The organism is Schaalia turicensis ACS-279-V-Col4, assembly GCF_000296505.1.
Lineage (GTDB): Bacteria > Actinomycetota > Actinomycetes > Actinomycetales > Actinomycetaceae > Pauljensenia > Pauljensenia turicensis_A.
The window spans coordinates 617,654-635,213 of the sequence record NZ_JH815208.1; the positions used below are offsets into that span (position 1 = coordinate 617,654).

The 17,560-nt window shown below is 63.8% G+C and carries 13 protein-coding genes; all 13 read left to right on the top strand.

The annotated features are described in order from the left end of the window. Positions 1–97: 97 nt before the first annotated feature. The 13 genes from HMPREF9241_RS02715 to HMPREF9241_RS02775 all read left to right on the top strand — a co-directional run bounded on the left by HMPREF9241_RS02715 (position 98) and on the right by HMPREF9241_RS02775 (position 17,522). Positions 98–742, top strand: coding sequence for a heme-binding beta-barrel domain-containing protein (locus HMPREF9241_RS02715; protein WP_006680745.1), 645 nt, complete (start codon positions 98–100; stop codon positions 740–742). Beyond that, positions 726–2,015: a CAF17-like 4Fe-4S cluster assembly/insertion protein YgfZ gene (gene ygfZ / locus HMPREF9241_RS02720; RefSeq protein ID WP_006680746.1), complete on the top strand. Its 1,290-nt coding sequence runs from the start codon at positions 726–728 to the stop codon at positions 2,013–2,015. The genes HMPREF9241_RS02715 and ygfZ overlap by 17 nt, the downstream gene beginning before the upstream one ends. After that, entirely contained in the window at positions 2,015–2,446 is a 432-nt protein-coding gene (gene dtd, locus HMPREF9241_RS02725; RefSeq protein ID WP_006680747.1) for a D-aminoacyl-tRNA deacylase, read from the top strand. Before ygfZ ends, dtd begins: the two co-directional genes overlap by 1 nt. A gap of 152 nt (positions 2,447–2,598) precedes the next feature. Further along, a complete protein-coding gene (locus tag HMPREF9241_RS02730) occupies positions 2,599–5,067 on the top strand; it encodes an ATP-dependent Clp protease ATP-binding subunit (RefSeq protein ID WP_006680748.1) in 2,469 nt (822 codons plus the stop codon). Between the two features lie 483 nt (positions 5,068–5,550). Next, entirely contained in the window at positions 5,551–8,259 is a 2,709-nt protein-coding gene (ppdK, locus tag HMPREF9241_RS02735) for a pyruvate, phosphate dikinase (protein ID WP_006680749.1), read from the top strand. Between the two features lie 377 nt (positions 8,260–8,636). After that, positions 8,637–9,053 carry a DUF4418 family protein gene (locus HMPREF9241_RS02740; RefSeq protein ID WP_006680750.1) on the top strand — a complete coding sequence of 139 codons (417 nt, stop codon included), beginning with the start codon at positions 8,637–8,639 and terminating at the stop codon, positions 9,051–9,053. Position 9,054: 1 nt separating this feature from the next. After that, the gene (locus HMPREF9241_RS02745) at positions 9,055–9,942 is read left to right on the top strand and encodes a DUF6273 domain-containing protein (RefSeq protein ID WP_006680751.1); all 888 of its coding nucleotides are present in this window, start codon (positions 9,055–9,057) and stop codon (positions 9,940–9,942) included. Positions 9,943–10,010: 68 nt separating this feature from the next. Continuing rightward, positions 10,011–11,135, top strand: coding sequence for an FtsX-like permease family protein (locus tag HMPREF9241_RS02750; RefSeq protein ID WP_243440758.1), 1,125 nt, complete (start codon positions 10,011–10,013; stop codon positions 11,133–11,135). A 15-nt stretch (positions 11,136–11,150) separates the two neighbouring features. After that, complete coding sequence (locus HMPREF9241_RS02755) at positions 11,151–12,359, top strand: ABC transporter permease (RefSeq protein WP_006680753.1); 1,209 nt, start codon at positions 11,151–11,153, stop codon at positions 12,357–12,359. Between the two features lies 1 nt (position 12,360). Then, complete coding sequence (locus HMPREF9241_RS02760) at positions 12,361–13,080, top strand: ABC transporter ATP-binding protein (protein WP_006680754.1); 720 nt, start codon at positions 12,361–12,363, stop codon at positions 13,078–13,080. A gap of 126 nt (positions 13,081–13,206) precedes the next feature. Further along, complete coding sequence (locus HMPREF9241_RS09775) at positions 13,207–15,483, top strand: FTR1 family iron permease (RefSeq protein ID WP_006680755.1); 2,277 nt, start codon at positions 13,207–13,209, stop codon at positions 15,481–15,483. Positions 15,484–15,524: 41 nt separating this feature from the next. Continuing rightward, entirely contained in the window at positions 15,525–16,157 is a 633-nt protein-coding gene (locus tag HMPREF9241_RS02770; protein ID WP_006680756.1) for an iron transporter, read from the top strand. Positions 16,158–16,259: 102 nt separating this feature from the next. Further along, positions 16,260–17,522, top strand: coding sequence for a DUF2318 domain-containing protein (locus HMPREF9241_RS02775; RefSeq protein WP_006680757.1), 1,263 nt, complete (start codon positions 16,260–16,262; stop codon positions 17,520–17,522). The last annotated feature ends 38 nt before the right edge of the window (positions 17,523–17,560 follow it).

Genomic DNA, 17,560 nt, shown 5'->3' on the forward strand with positions numbered 1-17,560 from the left:
GCCAAATCCTCGCTTCGAGCCTCGAAACTGCTGACTGACGCGGTGGTCGCGGATCCAAATATCGCGTGGGCGCGCGCAAACCTTTAGGCTAATTTCCATGATGGTTATTCCTGCTGATTTGCCTGTTGCTCTTGCTCCTCTCGCGTGGATGCTCGGTACGTGGAAGGGCTGGGGGATGGCCGCTGGCGCTGAAACGGATACTGCGATCATTGAAGAGATGCGCGGTGAGATTTGTGGTGAGCAGATGCGTTTCACCACGTCGATTTACCAGGGGCTTCCGGCTCCCGGCGTTGAGATTGAGCCGACGTGGGACGCTGCCGAGGGGCTGTCACACATTGGTCGCGGTGAGCTTTTGGTCGAAGAGACGATGTACGTGTCGGTGATGCCGGGCACGGATGAACTGCCTCCGCCGGGTCAGTATGTGCCGCGCGAGTTCACGGCGACTTCGGCTTTGACGAATGGTCTTGGTGTGCTGTGGGCGGGCGTGGGAGTTGGCCCGCGCGTGCAGATGGTGTCGGATGCGATTGCGCGTGACGCGAAGGCGCAAGAGGTCGAACACCTGGGTCGCATGTACGGCCTGGTTGCGGGTGAGCTCATGTGGACGCAGGAAAAGACTATTGTCGGTGGCGAAGCTGGAGTTGAGTTCTCAGGCCGCTTGATGCGTACCGAGCAGGCGCGCACCGCGTCGGGCGAAGCCGTTGAAGGCATTGACGCCCAGGCTGAGAGTGGTTTCCTTGTCTGATTCCCCCGTTTCTTCCACTACGTCGGATTCGCCTGCTGACGAGTGGCTGTCTCCGCTTGCCACGTGGCCGGGTGCGATTCTCACGTCCGACGATCTAGGGGGCCAGGCCACCCGCGCTCAAGAAGCTGACACCCCTGAAGAAGGGGCGGAGCCACAGACCTTTGCGATCCCCGTGACGCCGATTGCCCTGCATTACGGCGACCCTTTGGGGGAACAGTGGGCCTTGGAAGAGGGGCGCGCGATCACGGATCGCGCAGACTTGGGCGTCATCACCGTGTCTGGTGCGGATCGTCAGACGTGGCTGACCAGCATTACGACGCAGATTGTCACGGGTATGGGCCCGGGGGATTCGAAGGAGCTTCTGGTTCTGGATCCTCAGGGTCATATTGAGCACCAGGCTGCAGTAGCGGACGACGGTAAGAACACGTGGCTGATCTGTGAAGGCTATGACACCCAAGGTCTAGTGGAGTTCCTGCGTTCGATGCAGTTTGCTCTGCGCGTGCAGGTTGATGTGCGCTCTGACGTGACGGTGTTCGCGACCGCGGGCAGTGACACGGATACAGCTACCGGGCTTCCCGGCCTCGTGCTGACGTGGAACGATCCGTGGCCGGGCGTGACCGAGGGAGGCACGGAATACTTCCAGGGCTCTCATCCGGGCGAGCGTTCACGGATACGTTTGCATGTTGTGCATCGCGACGGGGCGAAGCAGTTTATTACCGACTGGCTGGCCACTGATGCGAAGCGGAAGCCTGCGGGGTTCCTTGCGTGGGAGGCGATGCGTATTGCTGCGTGGCGCCCGCGCTTGGGTGTCGACACGGACGCGCGGTCGATTCCGGCTGAGGTCGACTGGCTGCGCACCGCGGTCCACACGAATAAGGGCTGCTATCGCGGGCAGGAGTCGATTGCTCGCGTGCTCAATTTGGGGCGTCCGCCGCGTCGCCTGACGTTCCTGCAGCTTGATGGTTCACGAGGCGACCTTCCCGAGGTAGGTACTCGCATTGAATCGAACGGTCGAGTTGTTGGTATCGTGACCTCTGTTGCTCGCCATAGAGAGCTTGGTCCGATTGCTTTGGCGGTGCTTGCGCGCAACGTTCCGGCGTCGATGGTGTTCGACTTGGGTGGTATTGCTGCAGCTCAGGAACTGATTGTTCCCGTTGATGGCAAATCTGCAATGTCCCCCGAAACACGTCCGGGAGCTGATTTGAATAATCCTGATCTGCGTCGCCATGACGTGTCGCCGATCGGTGGCCTGGGCGCGTTGGGAGCCCGCTGATGCGCGCGGTTATTCAGCGCGTGACCAGCGCTTCCGTGTCTGTTGACGGTCAGGTTGTCGGGGCGATTGATTGCCCGGGCCTGATGGTGTTGCTCGGCGTGAAAAGAGGAGACAGTGCGGAGCAGGTTGCGACTGTCGCCCGTAAGATCGCGGAACTTCGCATTCTCGGTGATGAGCAGTCCGCCTCGGAACTCGGTGCTCCGATCCTGCTGGTTTCGCAGTTCACGCTCTACGGGGATACGCGCAAGGGGCGTCGCCCCTCGTGGGTGAATGCCGCCCCGGGCGATGAAGCACAGCCTCTCGTCGATGCGGTTGTCGCCGATTTACGAGGTCGCGGCCTCGAAGTAGCAACGGGCGAATTCGGCGCGATGATGGAAGTTTCGCTGGTCAATGATGGCCCGTTCACCGTACTGGTGGAATCCGAAGCGTAACTGAAACAGCCGGGAGCCGATCGGCCTCGTCGATATTCCTTTTTCACCCCATGGCGAACTAACGCGCATATAATCGTGCGCTCGCTTAGTGTGGTTTCAGTTGAAGAATCACTCCGCGTGTTGGCGCGGTCCTAGGACGCAAAGGGAATGACATGTTCGAACGGTTTACCGACCGAGCTAGGCGCGTCGTCGTCCTCGCGCAGGATGAAGCGCGCGGGCTCAAGCACAACTACATCGGGACTGAGCACCTTTTGCTCGGCCTGATCTCCGAAGGTGAAGGCGTCGCCGCGAAGGCGCTCGCGATGATGGACATTAACGATGACGACGTCCGCGCGTCCGTCATTGAGATCATTGGCGAAGGCGAAAAGACGGTTGAAGGTCACATCCCCTTCACGCCGCGCGCAAAGCGAGTCTTCGAGCTGTCACTGCGTGAGGCACTGCAGCTCGGCCACAACTACATCGGCACCGAACACCTTTTGCTCGGTCTGCTGAAAGAAGGTGAAGGCGTCGCTGCCCAGGTCCTGACCAAGCGTGGCGCTGACCTTTCCCAGGTCCGCCAGAACGTGATCCAGCTACTCAGCGGATACCAGCGTGGCGAAGGCGAAGGACGCGAATCTGTCGGCGCGGGCGTCGGCGGATCCTCCACGCACGAACGCCAGAACTCTGCGGTTCTAGAGCAGTTCGGTCGCAACCTGACCCAGGCTGCTCGCGATAACAAGCTCGACCCGGTGATTGGTCGTCGCGTCGAGATGGAGCGCGTCATGCAAGTCCTCTCGCGTCGCACCAAGAACAATCCGGTTCTGATCGGGGAACCCGGCGTTGGTAAGACCGCCGTCGTCGAGGGACTGGCGCAAGCAATCGTCCACGGTGATGTGCCCGAAACGATCAAGGACCGCCAGATCTACAGCCTGGATATGGGGTCGCTGGTCGCTGGCTCGCGCTACCGTGGCGACTTCGAAGAACGCCTGAAGAAGGTCCTCAAGGAAATCCGTACGCGTGGCGACATCATCCTCTTCATCGACGAAATCCACACCTTGGTTGGTGCGGGCGCCGCTGAAGGGTCGATCGACGCCGCCCAGATGCTCAAACCCATGCTTGCGCGTGGCGAGCTCCAGACGATCGGCGCGACCACGAACGACGAATACCGCAAGTACATCGAAAAGGATGCGGCGCTTGAACGACGCTTCCAGCCTGTGAAGGTCGACGAGCCCTCTGTCGAGGACACCATCGAAATCCTGAAGGGCTTGCGCGATCGTTACGAGGCCCACCACCGCGTCATCATCACCGATGAAGCAATCAAGGCGGCCGCTGAACTTGCGGACCGATACATCTCTGATCGCTTCCTGCCGGACAAGGCCATCGACCTGGTCGATGAGGCGGGCGCGCGCCTGCGTATTCGTCGTATGACCGCTCCGCCGGAGTTGCGTGAACTCGACGAGAAGATCGCCGAAGTTCGTCGCAACAAGGAATCGGCGATCGACGATCAGGACTTCGAGAAGGCAGCCGGCCTGCGCGACGAAGAATCCAACCTGGTTGCTCAGCGTGAAGAGAAAGAAACGTCCTGGAAGGGCGGAGAATCCGACTCCATCGCAGAGGTCACGGAAGAAGAGATCGCCGAGGTCTTAGCCATGTCGACTGGTATCCCGGTCTTCAAGCTGACCCAGACTGAGACGACGAAGCTTTTGAAGATGGAGGATGAGCTGCACAAGCGTGTCATCGGTCAGGAAGAAGCTGTTCGCGCACTGTCGCAGTCGATCCGCCGCACTCGCTCTGGGCTGAAAGACCCGAATCGTCCCGGTGGCTCGTTCATCTTCGCCGGTCCGACCGGTGTCGGTAAGACCGAGCTGGCGAAGGCGCTTGCCGAATTCCTGTTCGGTGACGAAGATGCTCTGATCCAGCTGGACATGTCCGAGTTCTCTGAGAAGCACACGGCATCGCGCCTCTTCGGTGCTCCTCCTGGCTACGTCGGCTACGACGAGGGCGGCCAGCTGACCGAAAAGGTTCGCCGCAAGCCGTTCTCTGTCGTCCTCTTCGACGAGGTTGAAAAGGCTCACCCGGACATCTTCAACTCGCTACTGCAGATCCTCGAAGAAGGTCGTCTGACCGACTCCCAGGGACGCAAGGTCGACTTCAAGAACACGGTCATCATCATGACCACGAACCTCGGCACGCGGGACATTAACAAGGGTGTTTTGACGGGCTTCCAGTCCGCTGACAACCTGACGCATGACTACTCGCGTATGAAGGCAAAGGTTGATGAAGAGCTCAAGCAGCACTTCCGCCCCGAGTTCCTGAACCGCGTCGATGACACGATCGTGTTCCCGCCACTGAACAAGGATCAGATCAAGCAGATCGTCGACCTGATGATCGCGAAGCTGGCCAAGCGTATGGAAGCGCAGGACATGCACCTGCAGCTCACCGACGAAGCACGCGACCTGCTGGCCGATCTTGGCTTCGACCCGGTGCTCGGTGCGCGCCCCTTGCGTCGCGCCATCCAGCGCGAGATCGAAGACGCTCTGTCTGAGCGCATCCTCTTTGGAGAGATCGTGGCCGGCCAGGTTGTTACGGTCGGTGTCGAGGGTGAAGGTTCGGACCGAAAATTCACTTTCAACAGTCACTGACCTTCAACGGTCAGCGACCTTCAATGGTCAGCGGCCGGCGTTGACCGTGTAGAGCTGGCGGGCTCACCCTTGGGGTGGGCCCGCCAGTGTTTTGTGCACCGACTGCACCTGGTGCGATGGTTTGGTTTGTTTTAGTGGGGTTTTGTCGCGTGAGGTGTAGGCGGTGACGCGTGTCGGTGGGTTTTGTGTTCCCGGGTGCACTTGGTGCGACGGTTTTGCGTGTTTGAGCTCGGGTGTGTCGCGTCAGGTGCAGTGCGTCGAGGGGCCTCGTCGATGGGAAGTGGAACGAGGCGTAGGCACACCTCTGCCCCTACTGAAACAGCCTGAAAATGTCATATATGCGACAAACTGCCTAAGCGAACTGCAAAGATGTTGAAAACAAAGGTAAAGCATTCGGTGACCTAAGTCCCTTTTTGCTATTCTTCCCACTAGCGGCCCGATGGTGGGCCACTTTTACGTGATCGACGGAAGTTGAGGACCTCAATGGTCAAATATGTGTATGACTTCTCCGAGGGCGACAAGTCCATGAAGGACCTGCTCGGAGGTAAGGGTGCAAACCTTGCGGAAATGACGAAGCTTGGACTGCCCGTTCCCCCCGGATTCACCATCACCACCGAGGCATGCCGCGCATACCTCAAGGATTCGATTGTTCCCGAATCCCTGGAAACTGAGGTGACCACCGCTCTTCGCCGCGTCGAAGATCAGATGGAACGCCACCTGGGTGACCCCTACAACCCGCTCCTTGTCTCGGTGCGTTCAGGCGCAAAGTTCTCGATGCCGGGCATGATGGAAACCGTCCTCAATATCGGTCTGAACGACGACTCGGTTCAGGGTCTCGCAAAGATCTCGGGCAACGAGCGCTTCGCATGGGACTCCTACCGTCGTCTGATCCAGATGTTCGGCAAGACGGTTCTCGACATTGATGGTGACCTGTTCTCCGACGCCCTGGACGATCTGAAGGCAGCTCGTGGCGTCAAGGGCGACACCGAATTGACCGCTGACGACCTGAAGGGCCTCGTTGAGACCTTCAAGAAGATCGTTTCCGAGCAGAAGGGCATGGACTTCCCGCAGGATCCTCGCACCCAGATGGATATGGCCATCGAAGCCGTGTTCCGCTCCTGGAACACCGAGCGCGCACGCATCTACCGTCGTCGTGAGCGCATCCCTCACGACCTGGGCACCGCAGTCAATATCTGCACTATGGTCTTCGGTAACATGGGTGAAGGCTCCGGCACCGGTGTCTGCTTCACCCGCGACCCCTCGTCCGGCCACGCAGGCGTGTACGGCGACTACCTTGAGAACGCTCAGGGTGAGGACGTCGTTGCAGGTATCCGCAACACCCTGTCCCTCGCCGACCTCGAGAATATCGACAAGGCTTCCTACGACAAGTTGCGTGGCATCATGCGCAAGCTTGAAACCCACTACCGCGACATGTGTGATATCGAGTTCACCATCGAGCGCGGCAAGCTCTGGATGCTCCAGACCCGCGTTGGCAAGCGCACCGCTGCCGCCGCATTCCGTATCGCCATCCAGCTGACCGAAGAAAAGCTGATTACCCGCGACGAGGCCCTGACTCGCGTCACCGGCGATCAGCTGACCCAGCTGATGTTCCCGCAGTTCGACTCGAAGGCTGCCAAGGAACTCATCGCACGTGGCATGGCCGCTTCACCGGGCGCAGCAGTCGGCAAGATTGCCTTCGACAACGCTCAAGCTGAGAAGTTCCACGCTGACGGCGTCAAGTGCGTTCTGGTTCGTCGCGAAACCAACCCGGATGACCTGCCGGGCATGGTTGTCGCCGAAGGCGTTCTGACCGCCCGCGGTGGCAAGACCTCGCACGCTGCAGTTGTCGCGCGTGGTATGGGCAAGACCTGCGTCTGTGGCGCCGAAGCACTCGAGATTGACGCCGAGGCCGGCACCGTCGTCATTGATGGCACCACCTACACCTCCGACGACACGATCGCGATCGACGGTCAGACTGGTGAAATCTTCATCGGCGAGGTCCCGGTTACCGACTCTCCGGTCACCACCTACCTGTCGCACGGCCTCGAAGCTGGCCTGATTGCTGCCGGCAACGACGAAGGCACCCAGGAACTGGTTAAGGCGGTTGACAAGATCCTGCAGCGCGCCGACAAGGTTCGTCGCCTGAGCGTCCGCGCCAACGCTGACACCCCGACCGACTCGCGTCGCGCGATCGAGTTCGGCGCTGAAGGCATCGGTCTCTGCCGTACCGAGCACATGTTCCTCGGCGCACGTCGCCCACTGGTTGAGCGCGCAATCCTCTCCGCACCGGGCTCGAAGGAACGCGCCGCAGCGTTCGGCGAACTCGAAAAGCTTCAGAAGCAGGACTTCCTCGAGATGCTCGAGGTCATGGATGGCAAGTCGATGACCGTCCGCCTGATTGACCCGCCGCTCCACGAGTTCATGCCGGCACTGTCCGAGCTGGAAATCAAGGTTGCTGTCGCGAAGGCGACCGGCGAAGCTGATCCGGCTGACGAGAAGATGCTGGCTGAGGTTCGTCGCTTCCACGAGCAGAACCCGATGCTCGGCCTGCGTGGCGTCCGCCTCGGCATTTACCTGCCCGGCCTGTTCGCCCTGCAGATGCGCGCACTCTGCGAGGCAGCCGCTGAACTCGTTTCCCGTGGCCTGTCCCCGAAGCCGGAAATCATGGTTCCGCTGGTCGGCTCCGTCCGCGAGCTCCAGCTGATCCGCGAAGAGGGCGAAGACATTATCGCCGAGGTCGCAGCCGAGCGTGGCGTTGACCTGTCCGGTGTCACCATCGGTGCAATGATCGAGCTTCCGCGTGCAGCAATGACCGCTGAAGATCTCGCTGAAGAAGCTGACTTCTTCTCGTTCGGCACGAACGACCTGACTCAGACCGTCTGGGGCTTCTCGCGTGACGACGTCGAAGGCGTCTTCTTCCCGCACTATATTGAGGCGGGCATCTTCGGTGTTTCGCCGTTCGAGTCCATCGATGTCCACGGTGTTGGCACCCTGGTCCGCGAGGGCGTGACGCGCGCTCGTTCGACCAAGCCGAACATCAAGCTGGGTGTCTGTGGCGAGCATGGTGGCGATCCGCTGTCGATCCACTTCTTCCACGAGGTCGGCGTCGATTACGTGTCGTGCTCGCCGTTCCGCGTCCCGGTTGCTCGCCTTGAGGCTGGCCGCGCCGCGGTCCTCACCGAGGAGGCCTGAGCCGATTCCGCGGCCCGGATCGTGCGCCCGTGGAACGGGAGTCGGTCCGGATCGTGCTCTCCCGTCGCCGATGAGCGGCGATGAGAGCCCGTCGAACCTCGGAGCCCCCGCCCTCGACCGTCGTGGCCGAGAGCGGGGGCTCCGCCTTCCCCGGGAGCGGGCGACGTCGCCCTCCGGCTGTTTCTGCCCGATTATCGCGTATGTCGAAGGCTCTCGGGCGCTTCCGGTTTCCGGAATCCCAGGATGAGAGATCCGCGGTCCGGCGATCCGCAGTCCGGCGGTGCCCGCAGATTGACAATTTAAGTAAGGATGCCCTTAACTATATGTGTTCAACCTCGTCAGCATATGAGCCCGTTAAAGAACAAAGGAGCAAACCCATGTCGAAGAAGAATCTGGCGCTCGCCGTCGCCCCAGCAGCGTTGAGTGCCCTGCTCATCCTCGGGGTCACGACGGTCTTCTCCGCCTGCCCCCGTCGAGAGGACGGCACCTGGATGCACTGTCACCAGTGTCAGAACACGGTCGCTGCGGGAGGCATCGGCCTCGTCGTCCTCTTCGGTACCGCCGCTTTCGTGAAGAACAGGGGTGTGAGGATCCTTCTTCAGCTTCTCGCCATCATCGCGAGTGTCGTCCTCTTCTTCGTCCCCGGCGGGATCTGCCCCATGTGCATGATGAAGAACATGCGCTGCTACACCGTATTCCAGCCCTTCACCCGAGTGATGACGGGTCTCATCGCCCTGTCCGGCGCAGGGGCGCTCGCCTCCGTGGCGAAGCGTGGCGAGCGGACCGTCGCCTGAGGTGAGGGCGCGTGCCATCGCGCTTCCGCCCTCCCCTGCGAGGCGGAAGCGGCGCGCGATCGTCGTCGGGGTCGCGTTGCTTGCGCTCGCGCTCGCCCTCTTCGGGATCCACCGCCTTCGGATGGACGCCGCCTATCGGGAGGCTCTCCGCCTCGAAGAGGTCGGCGAGCGCGAAGGGGCCTACCGCGCCTATTCGCGCCTCGATGGGTACGCCGACTCGGCCGAGCGCCTTCGGGGGATGACCGAGGCGGACCCCGCCCTCCCTTATCGTTCGGCGAAGAAGGGGGATCTCATCGAGTTCGGCTCCTTCGAACAGGACGGCGATGCCGCGAACGGCCCGGAGCCGATCCGCTGGATCGTCCTCGACCGGATCGACGGGAGGCTGCTGCTGCTTAGCCGCGATTCCCTCGACGCCGCCCCCTACCACCGCGTCCCCTTCGAGCCCGTCACCTGGGAGCGCTCCGACCTCCGCAGATGGATGAACTCGGACTTCCTCGCGGCGGCTTTCACCGAGAGCGAGCTCTCCCTCGTCCCGACGGTCGAGGTCCCCAACGCTCCGCAGTCCACGACCGGCACCGCTGCGGGCCCCGCGACGAAGGATCGCGTCTTCGCGCTGAGCGAGACCGAGGCCTCGATCTACATCTCCAACGCCGTCGAGCGCGCCGCGCTCGGTTCGGCCGCCCTGTCCGCGGCCGTCGACAACGACGATCTGCCCGCGGACGAGGAGGGGCGGGCCGACTGGTGGTTGCGCTCCCCGGGGACCTACGACTTCACGGCGCAGTACGTCGACCGTGAGGGCGTACGCCACGGCTCCGGTGCCGCCGCCGATGCGACCTACGGAGTCCGTCCGGCCCTGTGGCTCGATACGAGCGCGGGAGGTGCCGGGTGATGAGGCACGACCGTCTTTCCCTGAGGGGCCTCCCGCTGAAGAGCGCGCGGGCCCGCCCGCTGAGGACGATGATCATCGCGCTCCTCGCGCTCGCGCAGACCGCCTGTGCGCTGACGGGCCTGCTCCTCGTGCAGTCGACGAGGGCGGAGCTCTCTCTGGCTCGAGACAGACTGGGCGCGGACGTCGTCGTCTACCCCTCGGCGGGCTTCCTACAACTCGACAAGTCCTGCATCCAGATGGTCGGTAGCCCCGTCCTCTTCCACAAGGAGCGCTCAACTCTGTCGCGTCTGAACTCCAACGAGGACATCGATCGCATCGCCTATCAGCTCTACCTGTCGGACGCGAGCGGTGGGGGGGAGCCCCTCTGGATCATCGGTTTCGACCCCGCCTCCGACTTCGTCGTCGCGCCCTGGCTGCGCGAGGGCCCCGATCACGTGGTGCCGGAGGGATCCGTCGCGGTGGGCGCCGATGTGGCGGTGTCGCGGGAGGGCACGGTGACCCTCTTCGGCGAGGAATGGCCGGTCGACTCCCATCTCGAGAGGACCGGCGCCGAGCTGGACAAGGCGGTGCTCGTGCCGATAGGCTCCCTCGAGCGGGTGATCGCCGCCGCGGTCGCCACAGGCGACGATTCCTATGCCTCTATCGACCCGCATGCCGACTACTCGGTCGCGCTGCTACGACTCAAGGAGCGCTCCGACGCGGAATCGGTGACGAACTGGATCAACCTCTACATCCGACGCGTGACGGCCGTCCATTCGGAGGAAGCGCTGGCGGGGACCGCCTCCTCGGTGTCCGCGCATTCGTCCATGCTCGCCGGGGTCGCGGCCCTGACGTGGCTGATCCTGCTCGGGGCGCTCGCCGTCGCCCAATGGGCGCTGTTCAACGAGCGGCGCCGCGAGGCGAACGTGTGGCGGATCCTCGGGGCTTCGAGGGCCCTCGTCGAGCGCGTCCTCCTACGGGAGGCGCTCATGGTCCACGCCTCGGGGGCTCTGCTCGGGGCGCTCGTGGCAGCGGGGCTCGTCGCCCTCATCGGCGTCGCGCCCGTGAGGAGCGAGCTCGTCTCCCCGGGCAACCTCGCCACGCTCGCCGCCGCGGCGATGGCGATGAGCCTCCTCGTCGCCTGGATCGGCGCAAGGGCCGTGCTTCCGAGGCTGTTGCGAGCCGCCGACGACTCGATGCTGTTGACGACGTAGGAAGGAGACGGATCCATGCGTTCTTTGAGGGAGCTGCCCCTTCGCGCTCTGCGCGCGCAGCCGATTCGCGCCTTCGCGCTGTTCATATTCGCAGCGCTCATGGCCTCGGCCGTCTTCGGGGGAACCATCCTCGTCCAGGGGATCTGCGGCGGCTTGGCGACGGTGGAGGCGCGTCTCGGGGCCGATGTGCTCGTCACCCCGAGCGATGCCGGCGGAGATTTCGACGCCCAGACCTTCCTCCTCGAGGCCGAGCCGGGCTATTTCTACATGGATGCGGGAGTCGTTGCGAGGGTCCGCGATGTCGTCGGCGTGGAGAAGGCATCTCCCCAGATCTTCCTCGCATCCGCGAGGGCGAGCTGCTGCTCGGGGAGATACCAGGTCATCGCCTTCGATCCGGAGACGGATTTCGCCATTCAACCGTGGATCGCCGACACGACGGGCGACGTGGAGATCGGCGAGATGGACGTCCTCGTGGGAGCGAACGTCACCGTACCGGTCGACGGCTCCTTCAAGATCTACGGTCGGACTCTCAGGGTCGTCGGCCAGTTCGATCCGACAGGCTCGACCCTCGACAACGCCGTGTACGCGAACTTCGACACGGGCAGGAGCCTCATGGCGGCCTCCTTGGAGAAGGGACTGAACAAGTATCAGGACGCCGATCCGGGGAGCGTCGTGTCCTCGGTTCTCGTCCGCGTCGCGGACGGCGAGGACGCGGAGGCAGTCGCTCAGCGGATCCGCGAGAACGTGGACGGGGTCTCCGTTTCGACGGCGAAGAGCATGGTCTCGGGGATCTCGGAGACGCTCGTGCGGACATCGCGCGCGGTCGCGCTGCTCGTGGGCGTCGTATGGGCGGTCGGATCGGGGATGAGCGTCCTCGTGTTCACGATGATGATTCACGAAAGGGCTCGGGAGTTCGCCCTCCTCAGGGCGATGGGCGTGAGTCGCTCGCGGCTCGGACGTCTCGTCCTCGCGGAGTCCGCGGCCGTCGATCTGGCCGGCGCGCTCGCGGGCATCGTCGTGTCGGGGGTCCTGCTCTCGGCCTTCCGGGTGCTGGTCAGTCAAATGCTCGGCATCGGGTTCCTCATGCCGGGGCCCTTGGAGTCGGGACTCATCGCCCTCGCCGCGCTCCTGGTCGCCCTGGCCTCGGCGGGAGTCGCGGGGTGGGTCTCGATTCGCCGTATCGGTGCGATGGACGTGGGGCTCGTCCTCAGGGAAGGGGAATGACGTGACTCTTGAAGCGAAAGGCGTGAGGAAGGACTTCCCGCGCGTCCGCGGCGGAGCGATGTTCTCGGCGGTCGAGCCGGTGGATCTTCGCCTGAACCCCGGCGAGTTGCTGGTGATTCGCGGACGCTCGGGGAGCGGTAAGAGCACCCTGCTGTCGATGATGGCGGGGATCCTCGCGCCGACGGAGGGGGCCGTCCTGATCGACGGCGAGGATCTGTACGCCCTCCCGGATGCCGTGGCCTCGGCGCTCCGCAACGAGCGGATCGGCGTGATCCCTCAGGGGCACACCGCGCTACGCAGCCTGTCGGTGCTGGAGAACGTCCTCCTCCCGTCGATCATCCGGGCGCGAGTCGAGCAGGAGGGGGTCCGCGAGCGGGCGGAGGCCCTGCTGGAGGGCGTCGATCTGGTGCCCCTGGCCGACGCTCGCCCCGATGAGCTCTCGGGAGGGGAACTGCGTCGGATGGCTGTGGCGCGGGCGCTGGTGATGCGGCCGGAGACGGTCCTCGCCGACGAACCGACCGCGGGGCTGGACGCGGGGAACGCCCAGACGGTGCTGAGGATGCTCCGGCGTGCGGCGGACGAGGGTGCGGCGGTGCTCGTAGTGACGCACGAGGATGAGGCCGTTCATTTCGCCGATCGTGTGATGGTGATGGAAAGCGGAGTCCTGCGCCTTGGGGATGCCCCGCGCGGAGGCTCTCCCACCTGCGAAGATCTCAAATAGGTAACTCTTCGGTGACTTATTTCTGAATTTGCGGAGGTTAGGCTAAACTAATTCTGGCGATTTCGGGGTCGGCATGGTCCCCTCGCCCTCATCAACATCGACAAGCGGAATTCTGGAGGAACACGGGTGGGCGTATCGACATCCTCGACGACGGCATTGACGAGGCGTCCCTGGATCCTCTTCGCCCCGCTCCTCCTCGCCCTCCTCATCGGGGTCCTCGCCCCGGCCGCTGCGCGAGCCGAGGGCGCCGTGTCCAGCTGGGGCGCGGTCGCCGAGGAGATGGGTGAGATCCTGGATCAGGCCGAGAAGGACTATCTGGCGGGCGATGTCGAGGCGGGTAAAGACGGGGTGAATACCGCCTACTACCGGCGTTATGAGACCCTCGGCTTCGAGAAGCAGGTCATGGCGCGCATCTCGGGGAATCGGGTCTCCACCGTCGAGATGAAGTTCTCCCTCGTCAAGAAGGCGATGAGCGATCATGACGACGCTGCGGTCGCTCAGCACCTCACCGATCTCAAGAACTACCTGCGCGAGGACGCCAAAACCCTCGACGGCGCCGGGAACTCGGCTGTCTCGAACGACTACAGCCCGGGGGCCTGGGGGCGCGTCGCGAAGGAGATGGGTGAGATCCTGGATCAGGCCGAGAAGGACTATCTGGCGGGCGATGTCGAGGCGGGGAAAGACGGGGGGAATACCGCCTACTACCGGCGTTATGAGACCCTCGGCTTCGAGAAGCAGGTCATGGCGCGCATCTCGGGGAATCGGGTCTCCACCGTCGAGATGAAGTTCTCCCTCGTCAAGAAGGCGATGAGCGATCATGACGACGCTGCGGTCGCTCAGCACCTCACCGATCTCAAGAACTACCTGCGCGAGGACGCCAAGACCCTCGACGGCGCCGGGAACTCGGCTGTCTCGAACGACTACAGCCCGGGGGCCTGGGGGCGCGTCGCGAAGGAGATGGGTGAGATCCTGGATCAGGCCGAGAAGGACTATCTGGCGGGCGATGTCGAGGCGGGTAAAGACGGGGGGAATACCGCCTACTACCGGCGTTATGAGACCCTCGGCTTCGAGAAGCAGGTCATGGCGCGCATCTCGGGGAATCGGGTCTCCACCGTCGAGATGAAGTTCTCCCTCGTCAAGAAGGCGATGAGCGATCATGACGACGCTGCGGTCGCTCAGCACCTCACCGATCTCAAGAACTACCTGCGCGAGGACGCCAAGACCCTCGACGGCGCCGGGAACTCGGCTGTCTCGAACGACTACAGCCCGGGGGCCTGGGGGCGCGTCGCGAAGGAGATGGGTGAGATCCTGGATCAGGCCGAGAAGGACTATCTGGCGGGCGATGTCGAGGCGGGTAAAGACGGGGGGAATACCGCCTACTACCGGCGTTATGAGACCCTCGGCTTCGAGAAGCAGGTCATGGCGCGCATCTCGGGGAATCGGGTCTCCACCGTCGAGATGAAGTTCTCCCTCGTCAAGAAGGCGATGAGCGATCATGACGACGCTGCGGTCGCTCAGCACCTCACCGATCTCAAGAACTACCTGCGCGAGGACGCCAACACCCTCGACGGCTACGTCGGCGAGGCGGCCGCCCCCACGAGCCCTTGGCTCTCGGGCTTCCTCCCCTCGCTCCTCGTCATCCTCCGAGAGGGCATGGAGGCGATCCTCGTCGTCGCCGCGATCCTCGCCTACCTCGGCAAGGCCGGGCACAAGGACAAGTCGAAGATCGTGTGGATCGGGGTCGCGCTCGCCCTCGTCGCCTCCGCGGCCCTCGCCGTCCTCTTCTCCTCGTTCGCGAATCTCGCCGGAGCCAATCAGGAGCTCCTCGAAGGCTTCGCCGCCCTCTTCGCGGTCGCCATGCTCATCTGGGTCTCGAACTGGATGGTCTCGAAGTCCTCCAACGAAGCCTGGGACCGTTACATCAAGGGTCAGACGGATGCCTCGCTCACTCGCGGCTCCCTCCTCGGCCTGGCCGCCATCGCGTTCCTCGCGGTCCTTCGCGAGGGCGCCGAGACGATTCTCTTCTATGTGCCGGTCATCTCCCACGCGGGCGCGGCCATCGGGCACGTGTGGATCGGCATGGGCGTCGGCCTCGCCGTCCTCGTCGTGGTCTACCTCCTCATCCAATTCGCTGCCCTGAGGATTCCGCTGCGCCCCTTCTTCGCGGTCACATCGCTGCTCCTGGCGGTCATGGCCGTCACCTTCACCGGATCTGGCATCAAGGAGCTCCAGGAGGCCGACGTTCTGCCCCTGACGCCTCTTGACGGCCTCCCGACCATCGACCTCTTGGGGATCTACCCCCGAGTGGAGAACCTCTCCGCACAGGCAGCGGTTCTCGTCATCATCGTCGGCCTGTACCTCTGGGGGAAGCGGCGCATGCGCCGCGCGATCCCCGAGAAGTGACGAACCGTCGAACCATCCCACACTGACATGGAGTTTGATTCATGAAGCGCTCACTTAGCACCATCGGCGCGGCCGTCGCGGCCGTCGCCCTGATGACCGGCCTCTCGGCATGTTCTTCCCAGACCGCAGAGACCGAGAAGCCCGCGGAAATGGCCACTCAGTCCAGCGAGAGCGAGGCTGCTGCGCCCGGCGAGGACGCCGGCTTCGACGAGTTCCCCCTCGGCGACGACGTATTCTCCGGCCCTCTGAAGATCTCCGGCGTCTACTTCCAGCCGGTCGACATGGAGCCCCAGGTCCAGACCCCCGCCAAGGACTCCTCGATGCACATCGAGGCTGACATCTCCGCCGTCGAGGGCAACGATCTCGGCTACGGCGTCGGCGACTTCATCCCGGGCCTCAAGGTCGACTACAAGATCCTCGGTGCCGACGGCAACGCCGTTCTCGAGGGCACCTTCATGCCGATGAACGCCTCCGACGGCCCGCACTACGGCCTCAACCTGCCGAAGCTCGACGCCGGCACCTACACGGTTCAGTTCATCGTCCACTCCCCCGAGGAGAACGGCTGGCTCCTCCACACCGACGAGACCACGGGCGTCAAGGGGCGCTTCTGGACCGAGCCGATCACCGCGGAGTTCAAGGATTGGAAGTGGGACCCCTCCGCTGTAGAGTGGTGACCACGTGACGGACGGGCCGGAGGCGGACTCCGGCCCGTTGTCGTGCCCTCGTGATGACGCCGACGCGCCCCCGCGTCGCGACGACGAGAATAAGGATGAACGATGATCGAACAGATGAGCCAGGCGACTCTCGCGCTGCTCCTCACCGCTCTCGCTGCGGGAGCGGCCATCGGCGCGCTACCGGCGCGAGAGCGCGGCAGATCCGGTAGAGCCGCCCGGAGATGGGCCATCGGCATCGGTGCCGTCGCCGGGTTCGTCTCCGCCTTCGTCCTCACCCTCGTCAACACCCTCGCGCCTCGCGCCGTCAATCGGCAAACGGTCGCCCTGTGGACCCTGCCCCTGGCCGTCCTCCTCGCGATCGCCTTCGTTTCGCTCTTGGCGCTGCGGGCGCGCCGGGCGCCGAGCGCGCCCCTCGACTCCGCTCTCCTCCTCGTGATGAGCGCCTACCTGGCGCTCATCATCTTCCGCGCGGCTCCCACGGCGATGGCCCAGGCGGTCATGATGTTCCCTCGGGGAATCGAGGTCTTCGCGACGACTACGATGCTCGCCCTGGTCGGCTACGTCCTCGGCTGGCTCATCCCCCTCGCCCTCGGCGCCCTCTCCTGGAGGATCGTCTCCCTCGGTCGACGCAGGACCTGGCCGATCGCCCTCGTCGTGGCCGTCCTCGCCCTTACTCACGTCATGCTCGTCGTGCGCATCCTTCAGGCGCAAAGGGTCGTCTCGATGTCGAACGAGGCCTTCACCGTGCTCTCCTGGCTCATTAACCACGAAGCCGTATTCCCGATCGTCGCGATGTTCGTCCTCCTCCTCGTCGCCGCTCTCGTCGTCCGCGAGGGACGATCCCTGCCCCGAGTCGGCTCCAACCCCGCCGAGGGGCGCCTCTACCGCGCCCGCGCCCGCGTCTGGAAGACGATGGCCGGGGTGGCGGCGGGCGGCTACCTGTGCGGCGCGCTGCTGGTCACCCTCGGCGTCGTCGTCGGCTCCGCCGAAGTCGAGCTCTCCGAACCGGAGTCCTACTCCGTTGTCGAGGAGCGTGCGGTCATCGACATCGCGGACATCTCCGACGGCCACCTCCACCGCTACGCCTACACGACCTCTTCGGGGGTCGAGGTCCGCTTCATCGTCATCCAGAAGGCGGGCGCCTCCTTCGGCGTCGGCCTCGACGCCTGCGAGATCTGCGGGCCGACCGGCTACTACGAGAAGGACGGGAAGATTATCTGCAAGCTCTGCGAAGTCGCGATGAACATCGCGACGATCGGATTCAAGGGCGGCTGCAACCCCATTCCGATCGAGTACGAGGTCTCCAACGGGACGCTGACGGTCCCGCTGTCGGTCCTCGAGGCGAATGCGAGCGTCTTCGCATGAGCCCTCTCGTTTTCCGACCCCACAAGGGAGAGGATCTG